Source organism: Kosakonia sp. N21, from assembly GCF_050587465.1.
Taxonomy (GTDB): Bacteria; Pseudomonadota; Gammaproteobacteria; order Enterobacterales; family Enterobacteriaceae.
Window position 1 is genome coordinate 33,630 of sequence record NZ_JBOBHR010000008.1, and the last position, 24,152, is coordinate 57,781.

General features: G+C 54.2%; 20 protein-coding genes. 8 read left to right on the forward strand and 12 right to left on the reverse strand.

What is annotated here, in order from left to right; translation table 11 throughout:
* Window positions 1–6: 6 nt before the first annotated feature.
* Both aguA and aguB read right to left on the reverse strand, forming a co-directional pair.
* Window positions 7–1,089, reverse strand: coding sequence for an agmatine deiminase (gene aguA / locus ACQ3G7_RS18495; RefSeq protein WP_430891068.1), 1,083 nt, complete (start codon window positions 1,087–1,089; stop codon window positions 7–9).
* A gap of 3 nt (window positions 1,090–1,092) precedes the next feature.
* Window positions 1,093–1,977 (reverse strand): N-carbamoylputrescine amidase, encoded by an 885-nt coding sequence (aguB, locus tag ACQ3G7_RS18500; protein ID WP_061492644.1) that lies wholly within the window; start codon window positions 1,975–1,977, stop codon window positions 1,093–1,095.
* A 129-nt stretch (window positions 1,978–2,106) separates the two neighbouring features.
* Here aguB and ACQ3G7_RS18505 point away from each other — a divergent pair, with 129 nt between their 5' ends.
* A complete protein-coding gene (locus ACQ3G7_RS18505) occupies window positions 2,107–3,006 on the forward strand; it encodes a LysR family transcriptional regulator (RefSeq protein ID WP_430891070.1) in 900 nt (299 codons plus the stop codon).
* A gap of 153 nt (window positions 3,007–3,159) precedes the next feature.
* On the opposite strand, the gene potE is transcribed toward ACQ3G7_RS18505, so the two are convergent.
* The 5 genes from potE to ACQ3G7_RS18530 all read right to left on the reverse strand — a co-directional run bounded on the left by potE (window position 3,160) and on the right by ACQ3G7_RS18530 (window position 9,772).
* The gene (gene potE / locus ACQ3G7_RS18510; protein WP_430891072.1) at window positions 3,160–4,479 is read right to left on the reverse strand and encodes a putrescine-ornithine antiporter; all 1,320 of its coding nucleotides are present in this window, start codon (window positions 4,477–4,479) and stop codon (window positions 3,160–3,162) included.
* A complete protein-coding gene (gene speF / locus ACQ3G7_RS18515; protein ID WP_430891074.1) occupies window positions 4,476–6,674 on the reverse strand; it encodes an ornithine decarboxylase SpeF in 2,199 nt (732 codons plus the stop codon). Before speF ends, potE begins: the two co-directional genes overlap by 4 nt.
* A gap of 257 nt (window positions 6,675–6,931) precedes the next feature.
* A complete protein-coding gene (gene speFL, locus ACQ3G7_RS18520; protein WP_263100815.1) occupies window positions 6,932–7,036 on the reverse strand; it encodes a leader peptide SpeFL in 105 nt (34 codons plus the stop codon).
* A gap of 458 nt (window positions 7,037–7,494) precedes the next feature.
* Window positions 7,495–8,847 (reverse strand): glutathione-disulfide reductase, encoded by a 1,353-nt coding sequence (gorA, locus tag ACQ3G7_RS18525; RefSeq protein WP_430891076.1) that lies wholly within the window; start codon window positions 8,845–8,847, stop codon window positions 7,495–7,497.
* Between the two features lie 82 nt (window positions 8,848–8,929).
* On the reverse strand, window positions 8,930–9,772 hold the full coding sequence (locus ACQ3G7_RS18530; RefSeq protein WP_430891078.1) for a 23S rRNA (adenine(2030)-N(6))-methyltransferase RlmJ: 843 nt from the start codon (window positions 9,770–9,772) through the stop codon (window positions 8,930–8,932).
* 194 nt (window positions 9,773–9,966) lie between these two features.
* Here ACQ3G7_RS18530 and ACQ3G7_RS18535 point away from each other — a divergent pair, with 194 nt between their 5' ends.
* From ACQ3G7_RS18535 to rsmJ, 3 genes are all read left to right on the forward strand, one after another.
* Window positions 9,967–11,238 (forward strand): acid phosphatase, encoded by a 1,272-nt coding sequence (locus ACQ3G7_RS18535; RefSeq protein ID WP_430891080.1) that lies wholly within the window; start codon window positions 9,967–9,969, stop codon window positions 11,236–11,238.
* A 158-nt stretch (window positions 11,239–11,396) separates the two neighbouring features.
* Window positions 11,397–13,439 carry an oligopeptidase A gene (gene prlC, locus ACQ3G7_RS18540; RefSeq protein ID WP_430891082.1) on the forward strand — a complete coding sequence of 681 codons (2,043 nt, stop codon included), beginning with the start codon at window positions 11,397–11,399 and terminating at the stop codon, window positions 13,437–13,439.
* 4 nt (window positions 13,440–13,443) lie between these two features.
* On the forward strand, window positions 13,444–14,196 hold the full coding sequence (rsmJ, locus tag ACQ3G7_RS18545) for a 16S rRNA (guanine(1516)-N(2))-methyltransferase RsmJ (RefSeq protein WP_430891084.1): 753 nt from the start codon (window positions 13,444–13,446) through the stop codon (window positions 14,194–14,196).
* Window positions 14,197–14,261: 65 nt separating this feature from the next.
* Here the strand turns inward: rsmJ and uspA are convergent, their stop codons facing one another.
* Window positions 14,262–14,699, reverse strand: coding sequence for a universal stress protein UspA (gene uspA / locus ACQ3G7_RS18550; protein WP_263098905.1), 438 nt, complete (start codon window positions 14,697–14,699; stop codon window positions 14,262–14,264).
* Between the two features lie 454 nt (window positions 14,700–15,153).
* On the opposite strand from uspA, the gene uspB reads away from it, so the two are divergent.
* Window positions 15,154–15,489 (forward strand): universal stress protein UspB, encoded by a 336-nt coding sequence (uspB, locus tag ACQ3G7_RS18555; protein ID WP_263100816.1) that lies wholly within the window; start codon window positions 15,154–15,156, stop codon window positions 15,487–15,489.
* A gap of 130 nt (window positions 15,490–15,619) precedes the next feature.
* On the opposite strand, the gene pitA is transcribed toward uspB, so the two are convergent.
* The gene (pitA, locus tag ACQ3G7_RS18560; protein WP_430891086.1) at window positions 15,620–17,116 is read right to left on the reverse strand and encodes an inorganic phosphate transporter PitA; all 1,497 of its coding nucleotides are present in this window, start codon (window positions 17,114–17,116) and stop codon (window positions 15,620–15,622) included.
* A gap of 228 nt (window positions 17,117–17,344) precedes the next feature.
* Between pitA and ACQ3G7_RS18565 the strand changes: the two genes are divergently transcribed.
* Entirely contained in the window at window positions 17,345–18,544 is a 1,200-nt protein-coding gene (locus ACQ3G7_RS18565; protein WP_430891088.1) for a BaiN/RdsA family NAD(P)/FAD-dependent oxidoreductase, read from the forward strand.
* A 67-nt stretch (window positions 18,545–18,611) separates the two neighbouring features.
* Here the strand turns inward: ACQ3G7_RS18565 and ACQ3G7_RS18570 are convergent, their stop codons facing one another.
* Together ACQ3G7_RS18570 and ACQ3G7_RS18575 are read right to left on the reverse strand one after the other, a co-directional pair.
* Window positions 18,612–19,439, reverse strand: a complete 828-nt coding sequence (locus tag ACQ3G7_RS18570) for a DUF1796 family putative cysteine peptidase (protein WP_430891090.1) — start codon at window positions 19,437–19,439, stop codon at window positions 18,612–18,614.
* A gap of 584 nt (window positions 19,440–20,023) precedes the next feature.
* On the reverse strand, window positions 20,024–20,647 hold the full coding sequence (locus ACQ3G7_RS18575; protein WP_430891092.1) for a histidine phosphatase family protein: 624 nt from the start codon (window positions 20,645–20,647) through the stop codon (window positions 20,024–20,026).
* A gap of 307 nt (window positions 20,648–20,954) precedes the next feature.
* On the opposite strand from ACQ3G7_RS18575, the gene ACQ3G7_RS18580 reads away from it, so the two are divergent.
* Entirely contained in the window at window positions 20,955–22,181 is a 1,227-nt protein-coding gene (locus ACQ3G7_RS18580) for an ATP-grasp domain-containing protein (protein ID WP_430891094.1), read from the forward strand.
* Between the two features lie 28 nt (window positions 22,182–22,209).
* The gene (locus ACQ3G7_RS18585) at window positions 22,210–23,319 is read left to right on the forward strand and encodes a phosphoserine transaminase (RefSeq protein ID WP_430891096.1); all 1,110 of its coding nucleotides are present in this window, start codon (window positions 22,210–22,212) and stop codon (window positions 23,317–23,319) included.
* A gap of 57 nt (window positions 23,320–23,376) precedes the next feature.
* Here the strand turns inward: ACQ3G7_RS18585 and ACQ3G7_RS18590 are convergent, their stop codons facing one another.
* Entirely contained in the window at window positions 23,377–24,081 is a 705-nt protein-coding gene (locus ACQ3G7_RS18590; RefSeq protein WP_430891098.1) for a GNAT family N-acetyltransferase, read from the reverse strand.
* Window positions 24,082–24,152 lie beyond the last annotated feature (71 nt).

Sequence of the window (24,152 nt, forward strand, 5' to 3'; positions counted from 1 at the left end):
GGAGGGTTAACGCGGGATCTGCTGGGTAATGCAGTGGATGTTGCCGCCGCCGAGCAAAATTTCGCGCGCCGGGACACCGGTAATAACAAAGCCCGGGTACATCTCTTCAAACAGCGCCAGCGCTTTGGCATCGGTTGCCGCATCCAGCAGCGGGAAAATAATCTGCTGATTGCTGATCAGATAGTTGACGTAGGAACCGGCCAGGCGGTTGCCTTCATGGCGCTCAATCGCCGTGCCTTTTTCCACACCAATGGTCTCTTCCGCGCTGGCGTACAGCGGTTGCGGAGAGGGCATTTTCCAGACTTTCAGCGTGCGACCCTGCGCATCCTTCACGTTTTCCAGCACGTTGAGGGCGGCAACGGAGCGGGCGTACTGCGGATCGTTCTGGTCGTCGGTCCAGTGCAGCGCCACTTCGCCAGGACGCACGAAGCAGCACATATTGTCGATGTGGCCATCGGTTTCGTCGTTAAACACACCGTCCGGCAGCCAGATTATCTGCGATACGCCAAGATAGTCGCGCAACTGCTGCTCAATCTGATCTTTGCTTAACCCCGGGTTGCGGTTCGGGTTCAGCAGGCATTCGGCCGTGGTCAGCAATGTGCCTTCGCCGTCGACGTGGATCGAGCCGCCTTCCAGAATCAAATCTGTGTGGTAACAAGGCATCTGGTGGTAGTTTGCCACCTGAGCCGCGACCTGCTGATCGCGGTCCCACGGCGCGTACAACCCACCGTTGAAGCCGCCCCAGGCGTTAAACGTCCAGCTAATGCCACGCCGTTCGCCCGCCGCATTCAGCACCACGGTGGGTCCGGTATCGCGCATCCAGGCGTCATCGCTCTCCATCTCCACCAGCGTCACTTCTGCGGGCAGGGTGGCGCGCGCTTTGGTCATCTCAACGGCCGGGACGCCCATAATAACCGGGGTACTGCGCGAAATAGCCTTTGCCACGGCGGCAAAAGCCTGCTGCGCGGGGGCGGCATCTGCGCGCCAGTTATCCGTGCGGTAAGGCCAAATCATCCATACCGCCTGGTGCGGCGCCCACTCTGCGGGCATGGCGAACCCATCTTTCACCGGCGTGGTCAGCTGTGACATCGGTTAGCTCCTTACGCTGCCATCAGAAGTGGCGATGGCGCCATACATGTTCGGGCGACGATCGCGGAACAAACCCCAGGCGGCGCGCTGCGCGGCAACGGCATCCAGATCGAAAGTGTGCACCAGCACCGCTTCGTCGGTTTTATTCGCCTGCTCCACCAGTGCACCGGTCTGATCGGCAATGAAAGAGGAGCCGTAGAAGGTCATTTCCAGGCCTTCAATGTATTTGCTGGCTTCGGTGCCAATACGGTTAGATGCAATCACCGGAATGACGTTAGCGGCAGCGTGACCCTGCTGGACGCGGGTCCAGTGCGGCTGGCTGTCGATGTCCGGGTAGGCAGGTTCCGAGCCGATTGCCGTCGGGTAGAAGATCACTTCTGCGCCCTGCAGCGCCAGGCAACGTGCGGTTTCCGGGAACCACTGATCCCAGCAGATGCCAACGCCGACTTTGGCATAGCGGGTGTTCCACACTTTGAAGCCGGTATCGCCAGGGATAAAGAACTGTTTTTCCTGGTACGCCGGGCCGTTCGGAATATGGGTTTTACGGTAGGTGTCCAGCACGCTGCCGTCGGCGTCGATCATCACCAGCGAGTTGTAGTAGGCGTTATTGCTCTTTTCAAACAGGCTCAGCGGCAGCACCACTTCCAGCTCTTTTGCCAGCGCAGAGAAGTGTTTAATCAGCGGGCTGGTGGCGACTTCCTGCGCCAGCGCGTAGTGTTCCGGGCTTTGGTCGATGCAGAAATAGGGCGCCGCGAACAGCTCCTGAATCAGGATGATCTGCGCGCCTTTGCTGTGGGCTTCACGGACCAGGCGTTCAGCGTTCTGAATGTTTTTTTCCAGATCCCAGCTACAGGCCATTTGCGTTGCGGCGACTGTGACATTTCTCATAAAAAATCTCCCGTGGTTCTCAGTTCAGGCAGTGCAGAGCATCAGCACTTATTTTGCTGCAAACTATAGCAACGAAAACCGTTATGCATAAAATGTATTGTTATCATGAAAACATGAACAGGATGCATAGTGGCTATCGACCTGAACTTGCTGCGGCTGGTGCCGATTCTGGCGAAAGAGAAAAATGTCACCCGCGCGGCGCAAAAAGCGAACCTTTCCCAGTCAGCGTTTAGCCATGCGCTGAACCGCCTGCGCGAGCAGTTAAACGATGAGATGTTTATCCGCACCCGCAACGGTATGGAGCCCACGCCCTATGCAGCGATGATGATCCCGGTGATTGAGAATGCGCTCAGCAAGCTGGATACCGCCACGCGCGGGCCGAGCCACTTCGATCCGCTGCGTGATGCGCACACCTTTTATATTGGCGCGGTGGATTACTTCGAATTTATGTTTATGCCGGTGCTGACGGCGCGCTTTAAAACCATCGCGCCCAATGTGCGGTTGTCTGTCGATATTCTCTCGGAGACGATAAAAGTTGAACGGGTGGAGAAGGGGCAACTGGATGCGTTTATCGGCGTGGATAATGTGCAGCATATTCCGCACTATTTTAATAAACATCCGCTTATTTCCGACCATTTTGTGGCCATTGCCTCTGTCGATCGCCACGATTTACCTGAACAACTGACGATGAAACACCTGGTCAGCGAACCGCAAATTCACTTACCGGCGGTCAGTTCCGGCGCGGATCACATTGACGGTTGGCTGTTGTCGCAGCATCTTTATCGCCCGCTGGCGACGGTGGTGCAGAGTTATGCCGTCGGTGGGCGTGTGGCGGTGGCATCTGGTTATTTGATGTGCGTGCCTTTTCGCATCGCGCTGGAGCTGGCGAAAATGTTGCCGCTGCGAATTCTGGATCTGCCGGACGGCGCGCCATCGTACGATTTATTGCTCCTTACCCACCGGTTGTATGACTACCAGCCTGCGGTCCAGTGGCTGATTAATGAGTTAAAAACGGTGCGGATAGCGTGACACCCTTGTGTCAGGAAAAAGGCGGGAAACACGCTGCCAGTTCACGCCCGGATAAGAAAAAAATTACGCCCGTTTTATCCCTGCCCAAACAGCGTCGAACTGTGCTGACAGAGAGCGTTTGAACCCCGGAAGCCAGGCTTCCGGGGGGCAGACTCAACTGTGTTTGTTGGTCAGTTCAAAGCGTGGCGAAACCAGTCCGTACAGCGTCCAGCCGAGGAAGGTCACAATCGAGCCGTAGAGCATGGCTTCTTCACCGGAGGAGTAAAGCGCGTAGAAGCTGTACAGCGCACCGATAAAGGCGACAGCGTTAGCGACTTTGGCTTTCGACGGGTTAACGTTGGCCATTTTCTGAATGATAACCAGCGCAGCCATCGACAGAATGTACGGGATGATGTTAGTGACCACCGCCAGATTGACCAGCACGTTAAACTGGCTGTTCAGCGACGGGCTGATGGTCATCAGCGATAATCCACTCTGGATGACCACAATGGTCAGCATCCCCTGCACTGGCGCATCCACTTTCGTCACGCGTGAGAAGATTTTCGGGAAATAACCTTCGTCGGCAGAAGATTTAAAGACCTGTGCAATGGTGAACTGCCAGCCCAGCAGCGAACCGCAACAGGACATGATCATCAGCGCCATGATCACTTTCCCGACTTCCGGGGTAAACATTTGCGCGAAAGCCAGCCCAAACGGCGCGGTGGAGTTCGCCAGGTCCATATTCGGGACAATCCCGGCAATCACGTTGGTGGAGACGATGTAAATCACCGCTGCGCCCAGTGTGCCGCCCAGTACTGCAATCGGCACGTTACGTTCCGGGTTTTCCACCACTTCTGCGTTTGCACAGGCCGACTCCAGACCGAGGAATGCCCACAATGTCATGGCGATAGACGAACCGACCGCACTGAAGAACGGAACGTTGTGTGGGTTCCATGAGGCGACATACAGACTCGGGCTAAACCAGAACCAGCCGATGATGCACAGGCCTACCACCGGAATAATTACCCCCCAGACGGTGATACTGCTGATCTGCCCGGTAATGCGCGCACCGCCGAAGTTAGCCACGGTGCAAATCCACAATACGCCAATCGTCGCTAGGCCAATCTGTACCGGCGACAGCGATGCACCGAACAGTTCGGTACCGTAACCCACCGCGGAAATCGCAATGGCCACGTTGGCAATCAGCAGCGACATGCCATAGGTGTAGTTCGCCATAAAGTTGCCGGATTTGCCGAACGCATACTCCGCATAGCCGCCCATGCCGCCGGATTTGCGGCTGAACATACCGCACTTGGCGAATGCCCATGCCAGCGCCATCGAACCTACGGCGGTCACCAGCCAGGAGATTATCGAGATGGTACCGACTTCCGCCAGCTTGGTGGGCAGCATAATAATCCCGGAGCCCATCATATTGACCATGGTCAGAATGGTGAGCTGGAGAACGCCCATCTTATTGGATTTTTTAGCACTCATAATTTTTCTCCTTTCAGCAGGCTATGCTGCTTTTCCTGCTGTTTGATGACGTAACACCACACCTGTTTGCGACCGTCGTGTTCTTCGACGTACACACCCTGTAACTCAGGCGCAAAGCCTGGAAGCAGGTTGATCCCCTCTTCCAGCGCACTGAAATAACGCAGTACCGAGCCGCCCCAAATCTCACCCGGAACCACGCACAGTACCCCTGGCGGGTAAGGCAGCGCGCCTTCCGCCGCAATGCGACCTTCTGCATTCGGCAGACGAACCAGTTCCACCTCACCGCGCAGGTAGGCGTAGTTGGCTTCTTGTGGTGAGAGGCTGACGCGTGGGAAGTGCGATTTGCGGAACATCTCTTTCTGCAACTGTTTCACATTGTGGCGGGCGTAAAGGTCGTGCATCTCCTGGCACAGCTGGCGCAGGCTGTAACCGTCGTAACGCGCCTGATGCTGGCGGTAGAGTGAAGGCAGAACGTCAGCCAGTGGCGCGTCGGATTCGAGCAGTTTTTCGAAACGCACCAGCAGGGCGATAAGCTGTTGCAGCTTGGCCATATCTTCCGCCGGGGTCAGCAGGAACAGGATCGAGTTAAGGTCGCATTTTTCCGGTACTACGCCATTTTCACGCAGGAAGTTGGCGAGGATGGTTGCCGGAACGCCAAAGTCTTCATATTCGCCATTCGCGGCATTGATACCGGGTGTGGTGAGCAGCAGTTTGCATGGGTCAACAAAGTACTGGTGTTCGGCATAGCCTTCGAACGCATGCCACTGTGCGCCCGGAACAAAATGGAAAAAGCGCAGATCGCCGGAGATCTCAGCCGTGTCGTAAGACTGCCATGGCTTACCATCGACGGTTTCCGGCACAAACGGGCGGATATAACGGCAGTTATCGAGGATCAGTTTGCGGGCATCAATGCCGTTGGCGACGCAATCCATCCACATGTTGCGGCCGCTCACACCTTCATGCATTTTGGCGTTGATATCCAGCGCGGCAAACAGCGGGTAGAAGGGGCTGGTGGAGGCGTGCATCATAAAGGCGTTATTCATGCGCTTATGCGGTACATAGCGAGGTTGCCCTTTGATATGGCGGTCTTTTTTGTGGATCTGCGACGTCTGGGAGAAACCTGCCTGCTGTTTGTGCACCGATTGTGTCACCAGGATGCCCGGATCGTTTTCATTCAGATCCAGCAGCAGGGGCGAGCAATCGGCCATCATCGGAATAAATTGCTCGTAACCCACCCAGGCGGAGTCAAACAGGATGTAGTCGCACAGGTGGCCAATCTTATCCACCACCTGGCGGGCGTTATAGATTGTGCCGTCGTAAGTCCCTAACTGGATCACCGCCAGGCGGAAGGGGCGTGTCTCTTTCGCCCGCTGCGGCGCGACTTCTTCAATAAGCTGGCGCAGGTACGCTTCTTCAAAACAGTGGGCGTCGATGCCACCGATAAAACCGTACGGGTTACGCGCTGTTTCCAGATATACCGGTGTCGCGCCAGCCTGCAAGAGCGCACCGTGGTGGTTTGATTTGTGGTTGTTGCGATCAAACAGCACCAGGTCTCCCGGCGTCAGCAGGGCGTTAAGCACCACTTTGTTGGACGATGAAGTGCCGTTGAGCACAAAGTACGTTTTGTCGGCGTTAAAGACTTTGGCGGCGTGTTGCTGCGCAATGCACGGTGCGCCTTCATGAATCAACAAGTCGCCCATGGCGACATCGGCATTACACAAATCGGAACGAAAGAGCGTTTCGCCAAAATATTCAACAAACTGATTTCCGGCCGGATGGCGGCGAAAAAACTCACCGCCCTGATGCCCGGGGCAGTCAAACGCGCTATTGCCCTGACCGACATAGTCAACCAATGCACGAAAGAACGGTGGACGCAGTTGCGTTTCATAGTGATGGGCTGCAGTTTCCAACTGGCGACCATAATAGTCGCTGCGGTTTTCGTTAAACTCAAAGACGCCAGAAATGCGTGGCAGATGTTCAGCCGGAACGCGTTCTTCCTCTTCTGTTGCGACAAAGACCGGAATTCCGTAGCCGGTCGCGTCGATTTCATCGAGTTTGCCTCGTTCAATATCATTGACGGATAACACGATAGCAGCGACGTCGATAAATTTACTTTCATCAACATTCACAAGATTGCGATGCGTGGAAAAACAGTCAGGGCAAGAACGACTGATTGCAATTTTTAATTCAGACATTTTCAACTCTTTATTTCAGGTAATAGCAGGTCCTCAATTTCCTGAACAGGAAATTGATATCTCCGGAGTGAATAAAGGCTTCCCACTGATAAATAAAAATCAGTAAGTTGGTTTTATTCAGATGCAATAAACCCTAACCAGTCCGGTCACAAGTAATTCAGGGGTTTATTGGAGCGAGCACCGCGAGATACAGGCGTTCAGCCTGTATTACAGAGGGTCAGAAAGACCTGTATGCTGGAGTGCCCGTAGTCAAATGACTATCGGGCATTAAAGAAGTGAAAGTCGAAGCTATTACGGTTGGCAAACATCATAATATGTGTTGTTCGCCTTATATGTGGCATTGCACGGTTATTATTTTCCATTTTCATCACCTTTCCTGGGTAAATGTAAGGTGAGGGTATTTTATCCAGGAAAAAGCCATTTTGTGTGACTCTGATCAATAAAAACAGATCATCCCAGAAATAATTAGTCGCGTTTTATGCATATTGCGAGATAACGCACTGCAATGTTTATTATTTGTTATTTTTGTTAAAATTAATATTCGTGGTGATTTTTTAAAACCCGGAAAAATAAATTAGCTAAGACAAATAAATTAAATAAATAGAGGTGTTAATTAATTAAAAATAATGAATAAGAATTCAGAAAATAACCTGTGATGGCGTTTGTTATGTCGCTTCGTTGAATACAACGGCATTTGCGGCTGAGTGAAGAAGCGGCAAGGCGCAAACTAAGACAAAGAAAGTGACCGAAGAGAAGCACAATGCAGGCTTCTCTTCGGTTTGAGGGGAGGACAGCAGGAGGTTGTGATTCGGGCGCGTGGTTATCGCATGGTCACAAACTCTTCCGCCGCGGTGGGGTGAATGGCCACGGTGTTATCGAAGTCTTTCTTGGTTGCGCCCATTTTCAGCGCGACGGCAAAACCTTGCAGCATTTCATCCATACCGGAACCGATACCGTGGATACCGACAATGCGCTCCTCCGGGCCTACGCACACCAGCTTCATACGACACGGCTGGCGGTGGGTCGTCACTGCGGTATACATGGCGGTAAACGACGATTTATACACTTTGACTAACTCATCGCCGAACTGTTCGCGCGCCTGCGGCTCGGTTAACCCTACGGTGCCGATCGGCGGGTGGCTGAACACCACGGTCGGGATGTTGTTGTAATCCAGATGTTCGTCCGGCTTGTTGTTAAACAAACGCTCAGACAAACGGCGGCCCGCGGCGACCGCCACCGGCGTCAGTTCCACCGCACCGGTGTTATCGCCCACCGCATAGATGCCCGGCACGCTGGTGTTCTGGTATTTATCCACCTCGATATAGCCTTTGGCGTTGGTTTTCACACCGGTGGCTGCAAGGTTGAAATTGTCGGTCGCGGGTTCGCGGCCAATCGCCCAAATCAGGCTGTCCACGGTCTGTGAACGGCCATCTTCCAGCGTCAGGTTCAGGCTGCCATCGGCGTTTTTCACCACCGCTTTCGGCACTGCATGGGTGTGCAGCGTCGGGCCTTCTGCGGCCATCACTTCCACCAGCGTTTCGGTGATCAGCGGATCAAAATTGCGCAGCGGCGCGTGCTTGCGCACAAACAGGTGCGTTTCAGCACCGAGGCCATTAATCACTCCCGCCAGTTCAACGGCGATATAACCCGCACCCACCACCGCCACGCGTTTTGGCAGCGCAGGCAGTTCAAAGAAGCCGTCGGAATCAATACCGTACTCCACTCCCGGAATGTTCGGGTGGCTCGGACGGCCGCCGGTGGCGATCAGAATATGATCGGCGGTGAGGGTTTCACCGTTCACTTCGAGGGTTTTTGCATCCACAAAACGCGCAAAGCCGCGGATCACATCGACATTATTTTTACCCAGCACGTTGTCATACGAGGTGTGGATTCGGTCGATATAGGCCGTACGGCTGGCGATCAGTTTGCCCCAGTCGAAGTGGTTGACCGTGGTGTCGAACCCGTAATCCGGGCCATAGAGATGAATGGCTTCCGCGATTTGCGCCGCGTGCCACATAACCTTTTTCGGAACACAACCGACGTTCACACAGGTGCCGCCAAGTGCTTTCGCTTCGATCAGCGCGCATTTCTGACCGTACATCGCCGCACGGTTAATCGATGCGATACCGCCGCTGCCGCCGCCAATAGCGATATAGTCGTAATGTTTGCTCATGGTTGATTCCTTAATCCTGAACGAGGTCGAAAAGTGTCGCGATTGTAACGCGCAGCCCGAAAGGTTCCACCAATGGCTGCGATTACTCCGGTACTACCTGGTGAATCAGCGTATGCCCGGTGCCCGCTGGCACCAGTTTACTGTGCAGCCACGGCAGCACAGTGTTCATTTGCGCTTCCAGTTTCCACGGCGGGTTAATCACAATCATGCCGGAGGCGGTCATCCCGCGCTGGTCGCTGTCCGGGCGTACGCCCAGCTCGATTTGCAGGATATTGCGGATGCCGGTGGCTTCCAGATCGCGCAGCATGCGTTTTATCTGCTGGCGCAACACCACCGGATACCAGAGCGCGAACACGCCTGTGGCGAAACGTTTGTGCCCTTCGCTGATACCGCTCACGACGGCCTGATAATCGGTTTTAATCTCATACGGCGGGTCGATAAGGATCAAACCACGGCGGGAGACCGGCGGCAGTTTGGCCTTCAGTTGCTGGTAACCGTCAGCGCGTTCAACACGGGCGCGGCTGTCTTTCTGGAACTCCTGGCGCAGCAGCGGGAAGTCGCTCGGGTGCAGTTCGGTCAGTTGCAGAGTGTCCTGCTCGCGCAGCAACTGGCGGGCAATCAGCGGCGAACCCGGGTAATAGCGCAACTGCTCGTTACGGTTGAAATGGCGCACTGCGCTCATGTAAGGCTCCAGCTCCGCAGGCAAATCATCCTGCTGCCAGATACGCGCGATGCCTTCCAGATATTCCCCGGTGCGTTCCGCATGCTCGCCGGAGAGCAGATAACGCCCTGCGCCTGCGTGCGTGTCGAGATAGAGAAACGGTTTCTCTTTCTCTTTCAGCGCTTCAATGATCAGGCTCTGAACGGTGTGTTTAAGGACGTCGGCATGGTTGCCAGCGTGGAAGCTGTGGCGATAACTGAGCATGGATACTGGGATTCCGGAAAATAAACGAGGTTTGCCACAGTTTACCGCAGATTGCCCCGGATTACCGCAGGCGCGCCGCGCTTGTTTCAGGCCGTCGGAAAAGGTTTCAAAACATAACCGTGTCATAAAACGGTCAAATTGCGGCGCTAGCGTCGGCTGCAGGCAAGGTAATTGTTTGAATAAAAGGATAAAAAATGAAAATCCGTCTCACGCTGTTAACTGCCGCGCTGCTGCTGGCTCATCAGGCGATGGCAAAAGATATTCCGCTGACGCAGGTGCGCGATATCGCCAACACCACGACACCGGCAGCGGATAGCCAGCCCTTTGTTGCGCTCGAAGCGCAGTCGCTGGCAGCGCTGCGCCAGTCATTGCAGGGCGATGCGTCTCAACTCAGTCGTGCACAGCTTGAGCACGCTGCCCAAACGGCAAAACAAGCCGATAGCGCGTGGCTGAAAGCGCGGGGTTATGACTTCCGCACCAAAGAGAACCAGCAGGCGGGCATTGAACTGCTGTCGGGGTTTAGCGCGCTGCCGAAACCGGTGCTGGATGCCAGCCTGCAAACCGTTGAAGCCATCAACCGCGATGCCACGCGAGGTCTGCGTCGTCAGGCGCTGGCGGATGCCGAAGGCATTAGCTACCTCTATTTTCTGGCCGATGCGCTGGGGCCGAAGCTGGGGAAAGCCTTTCTTGCAGCTTACGACAAAGGTGAGTTAGGCAAAGCTGCGGCGCTGATTAAAGCCAGCGAAGTCAGTACTGGCGCGGCGAAAAAACATTTCGATTACAAGCGCCCGTTTTTGATACCAGGAAACAGCATCCACCTGGTGCCGGACGACGTGGTGGTCAAAGATAACAAACCCTACACCGCAGACGGCGGCTCTTTTCCGAGCGGCCATACCAACACCGGCTATACCGATGCCTTGCTGATGGCGGAGATGATCCCGGAACGTTTTGACGCGCTGCTGGCGCGCGGTGCGCGTTACGGTTATTCCCGTGTGGTACTGGGCGTGCACTATCCGCTGGATGTTATCGGCTCGCGGATGGTGGCCGAGCGTAATGTTGCTCATTACCTCAACGATGCGCAGTACCGCGCAATGTTCAACGAAGCGCGCGATCAGCTCCGCGCTGCGCTGGAAAAAGAGTGCGGCACGACGCTGGCGCAATGCGCGCAGACCGCAGGCAAAGACGATCCTTATCGCGACCCGGCGATGCGTGACGTTTACCGCTTCACCATGACCTACAACCTGCCGCAGCAGAAAGGGGCGGCGAAGGCAGTGAGCGTACCGGAGGGGGCTGACGTGTTGCTGGAGGCGGCCTTGCCAAAACTCTCCGCCAGTCAGCGCCGCGCGTTGATGGTGAAAACCGCGCTTCCGGCGGGTTACCCGCTTTCCGGCGCGACCGATGAACAGAACTTCTGGCAGCGTCTGAATTTGTCGGCAGCTTACGACACGGCGCATAAAACCCGTTAAGGGTGATGTTGTATTCCGCCCGGTGAGCGCAATGCCGCCGGGCGTTTTGATGGTTGCTGCTTATTGCAGCAATACCCCGTTAAGCGCACCGCCTGGCATTGAAATCTCCTACACTTAACCCCATGCTAAACAACTACCTCATTCCAAGGACTGCGCATATGACCAATCCATTATTGACGCCTTTCGTATTACCGCCCTTTTCCCAAATCCTCCCTGAACATGTTGTTCCCGCCGTCACGAAGGCGCTGGAAGAGTGCCGGGCTGCGGTAGAAAGCGTTGTCGCGCAGGGCGCGCCCTACAACTGGGATAACCTCTGCCAGCCGCTGGCGGAAGTGGACGACCACTTGGGGCGTCTTTTCTCGCCGGTCAGCCATCTGAATTCGGTGAAAAACAGCCCGGAGCTGCGTGAAGCCTATGAGCAGACGCTGCCGCTGCTGTCTGAATACAGCACCTGGGTCGGGCAGCACGAAGGGTTGTATAACGCGTATCGCGATCTGCGCGATGGCGAGAATTACGCCGGCCTGAGCACCGCAGAGAAAAAGGCCGTGGATAACGCGCTGCGCGACTTTACCTTATCGGGCATCGGTCTGCCGAAAGAGAAACAGCAGCGCTATGGCGAAATCGCAGCGCGCTTGTCTGAACTGGGCAACATCTACAGCAACAACGTGCTGGACGCCACCATGGGCTGGAGCAAACTGGTTACGGACGAAACCGAACTGGCGGGCATGCCGGAAAGCGCATTAGCGGCGGCGAAAGCGCAGGCGGAAGCCAAAGAGCAGCAGGGCTGGTTGCTGACGCTGGATATCCCGAGCTATTTGCCGGTGATGACTTACTGCGACAACAGCGCGCTGCGTGAAGAGATGTACCGCGCTTACAGCACCCGCGCTTCTGACCAGGGGCCGAACGCCGGTAAGTGGGATAACAGCCCGGTCATGGCGGAGATCCTCGCGCTGCGTCATGAGCTGGCGCAACTGCTGGGCTTTGAAAGTTATGCCTTTAAATCGCTGGCCACCAAAATGGCGGAAAACCCGGCGCAGGTGCTGGAGTTCTTAACCGATCTCGCCAAACGCGCCCGTCCGCAGGGGGAAAAAGAGCTGGCGCAACTGCGCGCGTTCGCCAAAGCGGAATTCGGCGTCGATGAACTGCAACCGTGGGACATTGGCTACTACAGCGAAAAACAGAAACAACACCTCTACAGCATCAGCGATGAGCAACTGCGTCCGTACTTCCCGGAAGAACGCGCGGTTAATGGTCTGTTTGAAGTGGTGAAACGCATTTACGGCATCACCGCCAAAGAGCGCAAAGATATCGATGTCTGGCATCCGGATGTGCGTTTCTTCGAGCTGTATGACGAAAGCAATGAACTGCGCGGCAGCTTCTATCTCGATCTGTACGCCCGTGAACACAAACGCGGCGGCGCGTGGATGGATGACTGTGTGGGTCAGTTACGCAGAGCCGACGGCTCACTGCAAAAGCCGGTGGCCTATCTCACCTGTAACTTTAACCGCCCGGTTAACGGCAAACCTGCACTGTTCACCCATGATGAAGTGATCACGTTGTTCCATGAGTTTGGGCACGGTTTGCACCATATGCTGACGCGCATTGAAACCGCCGGTGTGGCGGGCATCAGCGGCGTGCCGTGGGATGCGGTCGAATTACCGAGCCAGTTTATGGAAAACTGGTGCTGGGAGCCGGAAGCGCTGGCGTTTATCTCCGGTCATTATGAAACCGGTGAACCGTTACCGCAGGAATTGCTGGATAAAATGCTGGCGGCGAAAAACTACCAGGCGGCGATGTTTATTCTGCGTCAGCTTGAGTTTGGTCTGTTCGACTTCCGCCTGCATGCGGAGTTCAGCCCGGAACAAGGGGCGAAAATCCTTGAAACGCTGGCGGAAATCAAACGCCAGGTCGCTGTGGTGCCGGGGCCGTCGTGGGGCCGTTTCCCGCATGCCTTCAGCCACATTTTCGCCGGGGGTTACGCGGCGGGTTACTACAGCTACCTGTGGGCCGATGTGCTGGCGGCGGACGCGTATTCCCGCTTCGAAGAAGAGGGGATTTTCAACCGCGAGACCGGGCAATCCTTCCTGGATAACATCCTTACCCGTGGCGGTTCGGAAGAGCCGATGGATCTGTTCAAACGCTTCCGCGGTCGTGAGCCGCAGATCGACGCGATGCTTGAGCATTACGGTATCGAAGGCTAATGCATTGAAAATCTGTTTGCTGGATGAAACAGGCGCCGGAGACGGCGCCTTATCTGTTCTTGCGGCCCGCTTTGGGCTGGAACAGGACGATGACAACCTGATGGCGCTGGTGCTGACGCCTGAGCATCTGGAACTGCGTAAGCGCGATGAGCCTAAGCTTGGCGGTATTTTTGTCGATTTTGTTGGCGGCGGTATGGCGCACCGGCGTAAGTTCGGCGGCGGTCGCGGTGAAGCGGTTGCCAAAGCCGTGGGTATCAAAGGCAGTTATTTGCCGGACGTGGTGGATGCCACCGCCGGGCTGGGCCGGGATGCCTTTGTCCTGGCGTCTGTCGGCTGTCGTGTGCGCATGCTGGAGCGAAATCCGGTGGTGGCGGCATTACTGGAAGATGGCCTCAATCGCGGCTATGCGGATGCGGAAATTGGCCCATGGCTGCGCGAGCGTTTGCAGTTGATCCACGCTTCCAGCCTGACTGGGCTTGCAGACATCACTCCGCGCCCGCAGGTGGTCTATCTCGATCCGATGTTCCCGCATAAGCAAAAAAGCGCGCTGGTGAAGAAAGAGATGCGCGTGTTTCAGTCACTGGTTGGCCCGGATCTGGATGCCGACGGTTTGCTGGAGCCCGCGCGTCAGCTTGCCGTTAAGCGGGTGGTGGTGAAACGCCCGGATTACGCGCCGCCGCTGGCGGGTATCGCGACGCAATCGGCGGTGGTGACCAAAAGTCATCGCTTTGACATCTACCCCGGTTCCGGGGAATAAAAAAGCCCGGCCGCATTGCGCGGGCCGGGCGGTATTCGCTCTAACGACAGTACGTTAGCGAGGCATTAATCCTCTTCTTCGTCCCGCAGCGGGACAATCAGCATATCCACGTGAACGGTGTTGATCAACTGACGCGCGGAAGACATCAGCTTGCTCCAGAAGTCCTGATGATGACCACAGACCACCAGGTCCATATCGTATTTTTTGATCGCGTCTACCAGCACCTGCCCGAGATCACCGCTGCCGCTCAGGGTTTCGGTAATCGGATAGCCTGCATTGGTGGAGAGATCGGTCAGCGCCTGGTGCGTTTCGTCGGAGATGCGTTTTTGCATATCGCCGAGGTTAACGTCGATCAGGCCTGTGTACAGATCGGAGTAATTTACATCGACATGAATCAGGGAAACCTTCGCGTTGTAAGGACGTGCCATGGACACTGCTTTCTCAACCAGCAATTTGCTTTCAGGGGAGAGATCAACTGCGATGAGGATGTGTTTGTAAGCCATAGTGTTACTCCTTCCATAAGTTGTCGATGACCATCGGGACAAAGCCCTGATGTGTGTGCACTGCACCCGCGTCCTGCGTATCACATAAGCGGGTAGCGCCCGGCCTTAAGGATCTCATTGTAGAAGATATTTCTACCTTATAACTCTCTTACTGCACCGTCAATTAACCTGGATCACGATTCACTTAAGCCATATTTACAACCATATGCATTGATGATGATAACCTTGTGGCAAAAAAAGAATCCTTTCTCCTACACTATTAATAAACCGTACGGAAAACAGACGGTGTCCCACAGTTGTCCCGGCATGGATGCGCGGTCAATTGCGGGACACCGCCTGTGCTGTCGCCCCGTTCGGCGTTGGTAACACTCTTCATTGTCTGACTTGGTTGAGTATCCAGGAGCGGTCGTTGCGAAGCGGGTCTTCGTGGGCGAATCGCCGGGGAGGGGATATGGTGATCAGCACTGTTGCGCTGTTTTGGGCCTTGTGTGTCGTGTGTGTGGTTAACATGGTGCGTTATTACTCATCGTTGCGCGCACTGTTAGTGGTACTTCGAGGTTGTGACCCCTTACTCTATCAATATGTGGACGGCGGAGGCTTTTTCACTTCGCACGGTCAGCCGGGCAAGCAGATGCGGTTGGTGTGGTACATCTACGCTCAGCGTTACCGCGATCATCATGACGAAGAGTTTATTCGCCGCTGCGAACGCGTGCGCCGTCAGTTCATCCTGACCAGTTCGTTATGCGGGCTGGTGGTGGTGAGTTTGATTGCGCTGATGATTTGGCACTGAAGGCCGTGCTGGCTGGCGGCTATGCCTTATCCGGGTTGCAGAAGCCCGATAAGCGACCGTGGCATTGCCATTATTGAGCCATAAAAAAACGGGTCAGTTTCCTGACCCGTTTTGTCCTGCGCGTAATCTGTTAAATCAGATGCAGCGCAAGCCAGTACAACCCGCCGGACAGAATAATCGATGCCGGGAGGGTAAAGACCCAGGCCATCAGAATACTGGTGACGGTTTTGCGTTGCAGACCGCCGCCGTCGACAATCATTGTCCCGGCGACGGACGATGACAGCACATGCGTGGTGGAGACCGGCATCCCGGTATAACTCGCCAGACCGATGGAGACCGCTGCCGTCATCTGCGCGGACATCCCCTGGGCGTAGGTCATGCCTTTTTTACCGATTTTTTCACCGATCGTCGTTGCCACACGACGCCAGCCAATCATGGTGCCCAGACCCAGCGCCAGCGCTACCGCCATAATGATCCAGATTGGCGCGTATTCAATGGTGCTCAGCATGTCGTTCTTCAGTTTCTTCAGCAGGCGCTGGTCGTCAACGTTGACTTCCGGCTGCTTCGCCACTTTATCCGTAATATCGGAGAGGCAGAGCATAATGCGACGCAGTTGGCTGCGCTGTTCAACCGGCAGTTTGTCGTAGCTTTCAACATTCGTCAGCATCGACTTCGCACGATCCAGCGCGATAATGGCGCGACCAGGATGGCAATGGAACTCGCCTGGCTGCGTGGTCACCTCTTCCGGCGTTGGGAGCAACGGATCCACACCTGTCGCTTTTTGCAGCAGCGCCGGGTGTTGCTGGAAGTATGTTTCCACGTTGTTGACCGCATCACGGGTACGGGTGATGTCATAACCGGATGCGTTCATGTTCACCACAAAACCCGCAGGGGCGACGCCAATCAGCACCAGCATAATCAGGCCAATGCCTTTCTGACCGTCGTTAGCGCCGTGGGAGAAACTCACGCCAATGGCGGAGAGGATCAGCGCAATACGCGTCCAGAACGGCGGCTTTCTTTTGCCGTCGATTTTCTCACGTTCAGCCGGGGTCATATGGATGCGCGCACGTTTTTTGGTGCTGCTCCAGTAGCGACGCAGTATATATACCAGCCCACCGGCGAACACCAGGCCGACGATCGGGGAAACGATCAGCGACGCGAAGATATTCAGCACTTTCGGGATGTTTAATGCATCAACGACTGACGTGCCGGTCATCAATGCATTGGTTAACCCAATACCGATAATCGCGCCAATCAGGGTGTGGGAGCTGGAAGCAGGCAGACCGAAATACCAGGTGCCCAGGTTCCAGATAATCGCGGCCAGCAGCATGGAGAAGACCATCGCCAGGCCGTGCGCAGAGCTGACATTCAGCAGCAGATCGGTTGGCAGCATATGCACAATTGCATACGCGACGCTTAACCCGCCCAGCAAAACGCCGAAGAAGTTAAACACCGCTGCCATCACCACCGCCAGCTGAGAGCGCATAGCGCGTGTATAAATCACTGTTGCCACGGCGTTTGCTGTGTCGTGGAAGCCGTTAATTGCTTCGTAAAACAGAACAAAAACCAGAGCAAGCAAGAGTAACAGCCCGGTATGAAGATCCAGGCCGGCAAACAAATGTAACATAAGCCGTTACGCCATTTTGAGGACATGAACGCGGCGCATTATCAGGGACATTGCCAGTGCGGGCAAAGTGAAATATGTATTTTTTTTGACATTATTTCTTACAAAGCCCTTAAATCTTTAAAATATCTTATATTTTTCAATGTCATCATCTTGCTGTGCGTATTCGCGCTGGTGCGACCAGCACGATCTCTTTACAATCCGCCACGATCTTTAAATGAGGAAACGGGTGTGGAAAGGTTTGATGCCATTGTTATCGGCGCCGGTGCGGCGGGAATGTTCTGTGCGGCTCTGGCAGGGCAGGCGGGCTGCCGCGTGTTGCTACTGGATAACGGCAAAAAACCGGGCCGTAAAATCCTGATGTCCGGCGGCGGGCGCTGCAACTTTACCAACCTTTATGTGGAACCCGCAGCCTATTTGAGCCAGAACCCGCATTTTTGCAAATCTGCGCTGGCGCGCTATACCCAGTGGGATTTTATCGACCTGGTGGGCAAACACGGTATTGCCTGGCATGAGAAGACGCTCGGGCAGCTGTTCTGCGACGACTCTGCGCAGCAGATCGTCGATATGCTGGTGGCCGAGTGTGAGAAAGGCAACGTCACGCAGCGCCTGCGCAGCGAAGTGCTAAGCGTGGAGCGCAACGATAATGGCTATACGCTGCAACTGAATGGCGCAAGCGTGCAGGCGGCGAAACTGGTGATCGCGTCCGGTGGTTTGTCGATGCCGGGACTGGGTGCGTCACCGTTTGGTTATAAAATCGCCGAACAGTTCGGTTTAACGGTGTTACCCACCCGTGCGGGTCTGGTGCCGTTTACCCTGCACAAACCGCTCCTTGAGCAGATGCAGACGCTCTCCGGCGTATCGGTGCCATCGGTGATCACCGCCGAAGACGGGACGGTTTTTCGCGAAAACCTGCTGTTTACGCATCGCGGTCTGTCGGGCCCGGCGATCCTGCAAATTTCCAGCTACTGGCAGCCGGGTGAGTTCGTCAGCATTAATCTGCTGCCGGAGTGCGATCTGGCAAGCTTCCTCGATCAGCAACGTGATGCGCACCCGAATCAAAGCCTGAAAAATACCCTTGCCATGCAGTTGCCGAAACGGTTGGTGGAGTGCCTGCAACAGCTTGGGCAGATCCCGGATGTGACGTTAAAGCAGCTCAATGCCCGTGAGCAGACAACGCTGGTTGATACGCTTACCGGCTGGCACGTACAGCCAAACGGCACCGAAGGTTACCGCACGGCGGAAGTGACGCTCGGCGGGGTGGACACCAACGAATTGTCGTCACGCACCATGGAAGCCCGCAATGTACCGGGTCTCTATTTTATTGGCGAAGTGATGGACGTCACCGGCTGGCTGGGAGGCTATAACTTCCAGTGGGCGTGGTCCAGCGCCGCCGCATGCGCACAGGCACTGGCGGCTGTGGAAGGATAAAAAAGCATGCTCTTCTCTGAGCGTGTTAGAAACTCTCAGAGAAGAGCCAGGCGACAGCGCAGGTGACTTATACTGTGCCTGCCGGGACCAGGGGCCTGCCAGGGTAAGGTTTATCCGCACTCAGATTGTATTTATCAACTGTGTCGAACATTTCTGCGAACAGGCCATCATCTTTTTTCGCCCAGAACGTTTCCAGATCATCCCCTCCCCATATCTCATGGGTATGACAGGTAAATTCAAGTAACCCCGTGTCGTGCGGCGTGAAATCGATACGCCTGGTCTCGTTCTCCGCGATGATATGTTGATAAAAAAGCACCATTTTACAGTCGCGGCCTGGCGTATTGTAGAAGGTAAGGAATTCATTTAAATGCGCCCGTAAAAGGGCAAGATCTGAGTTCTCTGTTATTCGGTGATGATAAAGAAAAACAAAGTTTTTATTTCCCCGGTATTGTAACTGACGGCTGATTCGTCGTTGGAAAGCGCGGTTATCTTCTTTAATTCTGAGCGGGTCATGATGCGTGAATTCAAAACCCAACATATGCCTTTCGCTGTATTGGTCTGCACAATTTTTGTAAAACGTCGAGCGCACAACAGAATGCTGACCATCCGGAAAATGTTGAAGACATTCTTTCTTCAGCAGATTCCGGTAATTATCTTTTTCCATCTGAATAATATATTCTATATTTGAACGTCCGGAGGAAAAAACAGAGCTGAATGATTTTCTGTTATGTCGCCGGAGAATATCGTCAGGAAGACAATTTTCACCCAATGAGATCCAACTTACTTCCGAACTAAAACTATTTCGATATTTCCATTTCTTATGCAGGTTGGTCATTGTTCGTTTCAGTGATTTGAGATGATCTCTCACATGTTGTTCAATGGTTCCGCCTTTCATCAAGGGCACCTCATGTTGTATTACACCATTCCAAATGACGTGATGGAGTACCTCATCACGCCTGCGTTTTTATTGTTTTATTTCCCCGTATTCAGGCAGATATGCCGCGCGAATAGAGGCTGTTAATGTATGTTTTCTCTGGATAACAGGCTCGAAAGCCTGCGAAGTGTGGCCATAAAAGAAATACATCCCCCTTATGTAAGGGGGATCTGCGCATCACTGCCGTTCTGGTTGCCCATTAATAGGGTCTTCTCAGCAAATAATGACGTCGCGCCATGACCGCGACGGCGTATTTATTGGCATCGTTCTGGCAGATATAACGTTCCTGAAAAGGCATGTTTGAATCGCTTAGCGGCAAACATTTCAGGTGAGTAACGGTCTCTGTGGATATATCGCTTACGTCCGGGACGGTGTTCTCTATTCGGACAATCCTCAGCATGAAATTGTAAGAATGCTGTTGATAAAAAAGCGATCTGATACATCAGTTCATACCCCGTTACATATTTTACGCTTTGTAACGGGTTTGGCCCTCATCAGGAAAATCTCAAAGTGTTTTCTGCGGGATGGTTTGCGAGGAAATACATTTACTTATTTATGGACGCAAGATGACGTAAATGCGTGGCGATCCCCCAGCGGAGCGTAATACATTTACCTTCCATCATGTCGAGCACGGAATAGCTCGCGTTTGGCTGAGCATAGCGGGAAAAATTATCGATTTTCCCTTCCTTAAGCAGAGCAAGAACGCCCTGGCTGACCTGCCCGTGCGTGACAATACAGAGTGTCTGGTGCGCTGCCGTCTTTTGTTGCTGCTGTAAAAAATCGATAATTCGTTGAGAAGCCTGCGCCAGAGACTCGCCGCCGGGCGGGCAAAACGCGGCGTCTTGTGCAAATAACGCCGCTGCCTCATAGGGATGTTGGTCGCGCAATTGCGCTGATGGCATCCCTTCGTAACGACCGAATGCCTGCTCTTTCAACGCAGTGTTCGCCACCAGTGGACAGTGAAAATGTCCCGCCAGTGCTTGTCCCATCTGCCATGCACGGCCCAGGGGGGATGCATAGACACACGCGATGGGATAATCAGTTAACGCTGCCAGTAGTGCCGATGTTTCCAGCGCGCCGCGCGCCGTCAGTGGACTATCCCTGTGCCCCTGAATAATGCCGCGTTGGTTCCATTCTGTTTCTGCGTGTCGTACAAGCACCACTTTCATCTCTATTGACCCTTTATCCGCTAACTGTCCCGCGTATGACGTTCTCAGAGCGTAGCGTGACTTTCATAGACATGGCTATTCCCCGTTTTTTTCGCTGCGGAATTTTCCTCCATAATTTCTCTATATTTTGCGCTCATACTCCTTGTGCGCGTGAGCTGCCTGTTGACGCATCTTCGTTAACAGCTCTATTAATTTCAGTAAGTTACGTTTAGTTATCCTGATAATTAATGCCGTTATTCCCCTCATTGCCTGTTAGTTGTTTGTCGCATCATAAGTCATATGCACAGCACAAACAGGAAGAATAACTATGTTAATCACGCACGAAGCAGATGTTTCGTCTGCGTCATTTCTTGGGATGGCGCCTTTTTTGCGCATGAGTATCGCCGGCATTGATTTCTCCGCAGAGACGCAGGGCATGATCGTGCAGGCGGAAAATGCTCCCCATGACGCCGTTCTGTGGATGAACCTCGCCACCGCCATGATGAGCCTGAAGCACGAAGCCTTGGGGCTGCAAATTCAGCAGCAGGCGCTGGCGATGCAACGCGTTTATCACTGGCCTTCCCGGCAGCCGCCAACGCTGCGGTTGTTGATGTTGATGGTGCCGGGGAATCTGTCTGCCAATATCCCCCTCGATTGCCTGCTGGAAGAGAGCGACATCGAGCTTATTTACTACTATGTCGATCCCGAACACGACAACCCGTTAACCGAGCCTGTTCCTGCACATGATGTGGTGATGGTGGCGATTGGTGCCAGTGATGAGCAGGAGAGCGTGCTGCTGCGTCTGGAATATGCGCTGCGCGGCTGGCCAAAACCGGTGCTCAATCCCCCTAAACATGTTCCGACTTCCGAGCGCCATAACGCCAGTCTGCTGTTACAAAACGTGCCAGGTCTGGTGATTTGCCCTGCACTGCATGCCCCGCGCGACGCGTTACAGGCGGTGGCCAGCGGGCAGAAAACGCTGGCGGATATTTGCGACGAACGCGACTTTCCGGTGATTGTGCGCCCGGTGGGCAGTCACGGTGGCCACGGGCTGCAAAAAATGGATAGCACAGCGGATCTGGCGGTTTACCTGACGCAAAGCACAGCGTCGGAATTCTTCCTCTCGCGCTTTGTGGATTATCGCGGCGAAGACGGTTTGTTTCGCAAAATGCGGCTGGTACTGATCGACGGCAAACCCTTTGCCTGCCATATGGGCGTCTCCGCACACTGGATGATCCACTATGTCAATGCCGGTATGTACGAAGACGCCGGCAAACGTGCGCAGGAAGCGCATTTCCTCAATACGTTCCCTGAGTTCGCCGCACGGCATCATGACGCGCTGGCTGCGATTTCCCGGCGTACGGGCCTTGAATATATCGGCATCGATTGCGCCGAAACCCGGGATGGCAGGTTGCTGGTTTTTGAAATCGACCCGGCAATGGTCGTTCATGCGATGGACGATGAAATCATGTTCCCCAATAAGCAGGTTCACATGCACAAAGTGAAGCAGGCGATGCGGGAAATGTTGTTACAGCGTGCGGGTAAAAGCGCGTAAAACCACTCTAAGTGACGCAGGGAAAAAAATGTCTACAAATCCAAAAAACACACTCAATTTTTCGGGCGGGCCGGGTGCGCTTCCGGACGTCGTTTTAAACCAGGTGCAGCAGGCCATCATCAATGTCCCGGAGGTGGGACTCTCCATTCTTGGCATCAGCCATCGTTCCGCGTGGTTTGAGAACGTGGTGCGGGAAACCGAAAACAACATCCGTACCTTGCTTGGCTTACCTGCGGATTACCACGTTCTGTTTTTGCAGGGCGGCGCTACGCAGCAGTTCTCCATGGTGCCGATGACGATGCTGCGCGGGAAAAAACACCCGGCAGAGTATTTTGATACCGGTTACTGGAGCCGTAAAGTCATCACCGAAGCGATGCGTGAAGGGCCGGTGCGCGTGATCTGGAGTGGTGAGAAAGCGGGTTACCGCCGCCTGCCGACCGACGAGGAGTTAGACTTTTCACCGCATGCGCCCTACATCCACTATGTTTCGAATGAGACGGTGGAAGGTTTGCAGTTTGATCGTATTCCGGGGCGCGATGACGTACCGCGCGTGTGCGATATGTCGTCGGATTTTTTATCCAGACCTTGCGATGCCGGGAAATTCTCGTTGATCTACGCCCACGCCCAGAAGAATATCGGCCCCGCCGGGGTCACTATTGTGCTTATCCGCGATGAAGTGGTGCAGAACGCGCCGCGCAACCTGCCAGCATTTCTGGATTATCGTCGCCAGGTTGAGACGCACTCTAATCTCAATACGCCGCCGGTTTTTGCTATCTACGTGGTACTGCTGGTCACGCGCTGGCTGCTGCGCGATATCGGAGGACTGGAGAATATGGCGCAGATTAACCGGCAAAAATCACAACTGCTTTACCGCATGATTGATGGCAGCGACGATTTTTATCGCAACTGGGGCGATACGGCTTTCCGTTCAGACATGAACGTGGCTTTCACGTTGCCGACCAAAGCGTTGGAAACGGCGTTCCTTGATCAGGCCGCTGAGGCCGGTTTTTCTGGTCTCGGTGGGCATCGCGCACTGGGCGGGGTCCGCGCGTCAATTTACAACGGGTTAACGCTGGAAGCGGTAGAGACACTGACGCAATTTATGGACGATTTCCGCACGCAGCAACGACCGCAATAGCCATAATATGCCATGCGTTGATGGTGGACCTGACTCAACGCATGGCGGCGATGACGATTAATAGCGACGTAAGGAGCTTAATTTCTGCAACTGGTGGCCGAGACCGTCAAAGTTCTCTTCCCGCAACCAGGCGGTGATCATTGAAGAGATCCCCGGCCACTCTTTCCGGGTGATGGAAAAAACGACGATATCTGTCGAATGCCCTTTGCGGACTTTTTTATCCCGCAATACGCCTTCTTTGACAAAGCCGATCCTTTCCGCCGAGCGGGTACCCTCAGTGTTATAGATACTGGTGCGCCATTCGCATCTGCGGTACTTCAGTTTATCGAAAAAGTAAGCAAGGATAAGATAAAGCGATTCGGTGCTGAAACGCGTGCGTTTCATTAACGGTGTCCAGTTAATTTCGGATATATCGAAAGAGCCGTTGTCCGGATCCACTTTCCCGATATAAAAAATACCTTTTACTTGATCGTCAATTTTATCCTGTACCGAAAAATAATATCTTTCTTTATGTGCAATTAACTCTCTTAACCAGGCATAACAGGCGGCTTTATCTTTTGGTCTGTCTCCTTCAAGGTAGGTCCAGTCCCGTTCATCTTCGATGCTGTGCCACTCAGGAAACAAGTCTTCAGCATGGTCGATGGCTAAGGGTATGACGTTGCAGTAAAGCCCGCGAAGGCTGACTTTTTCCGGCATTTCCCGGGTTGTCCATTCGGGCAATTCCGGGCCAATTCTTTGCCCAAACTGGTTATAACTTTCCATGACTCCCTCCATAAATGACCAATTTAATTTCGCTTAAACGTAATTAAATGGTTATTAACTATCAGTAGGGC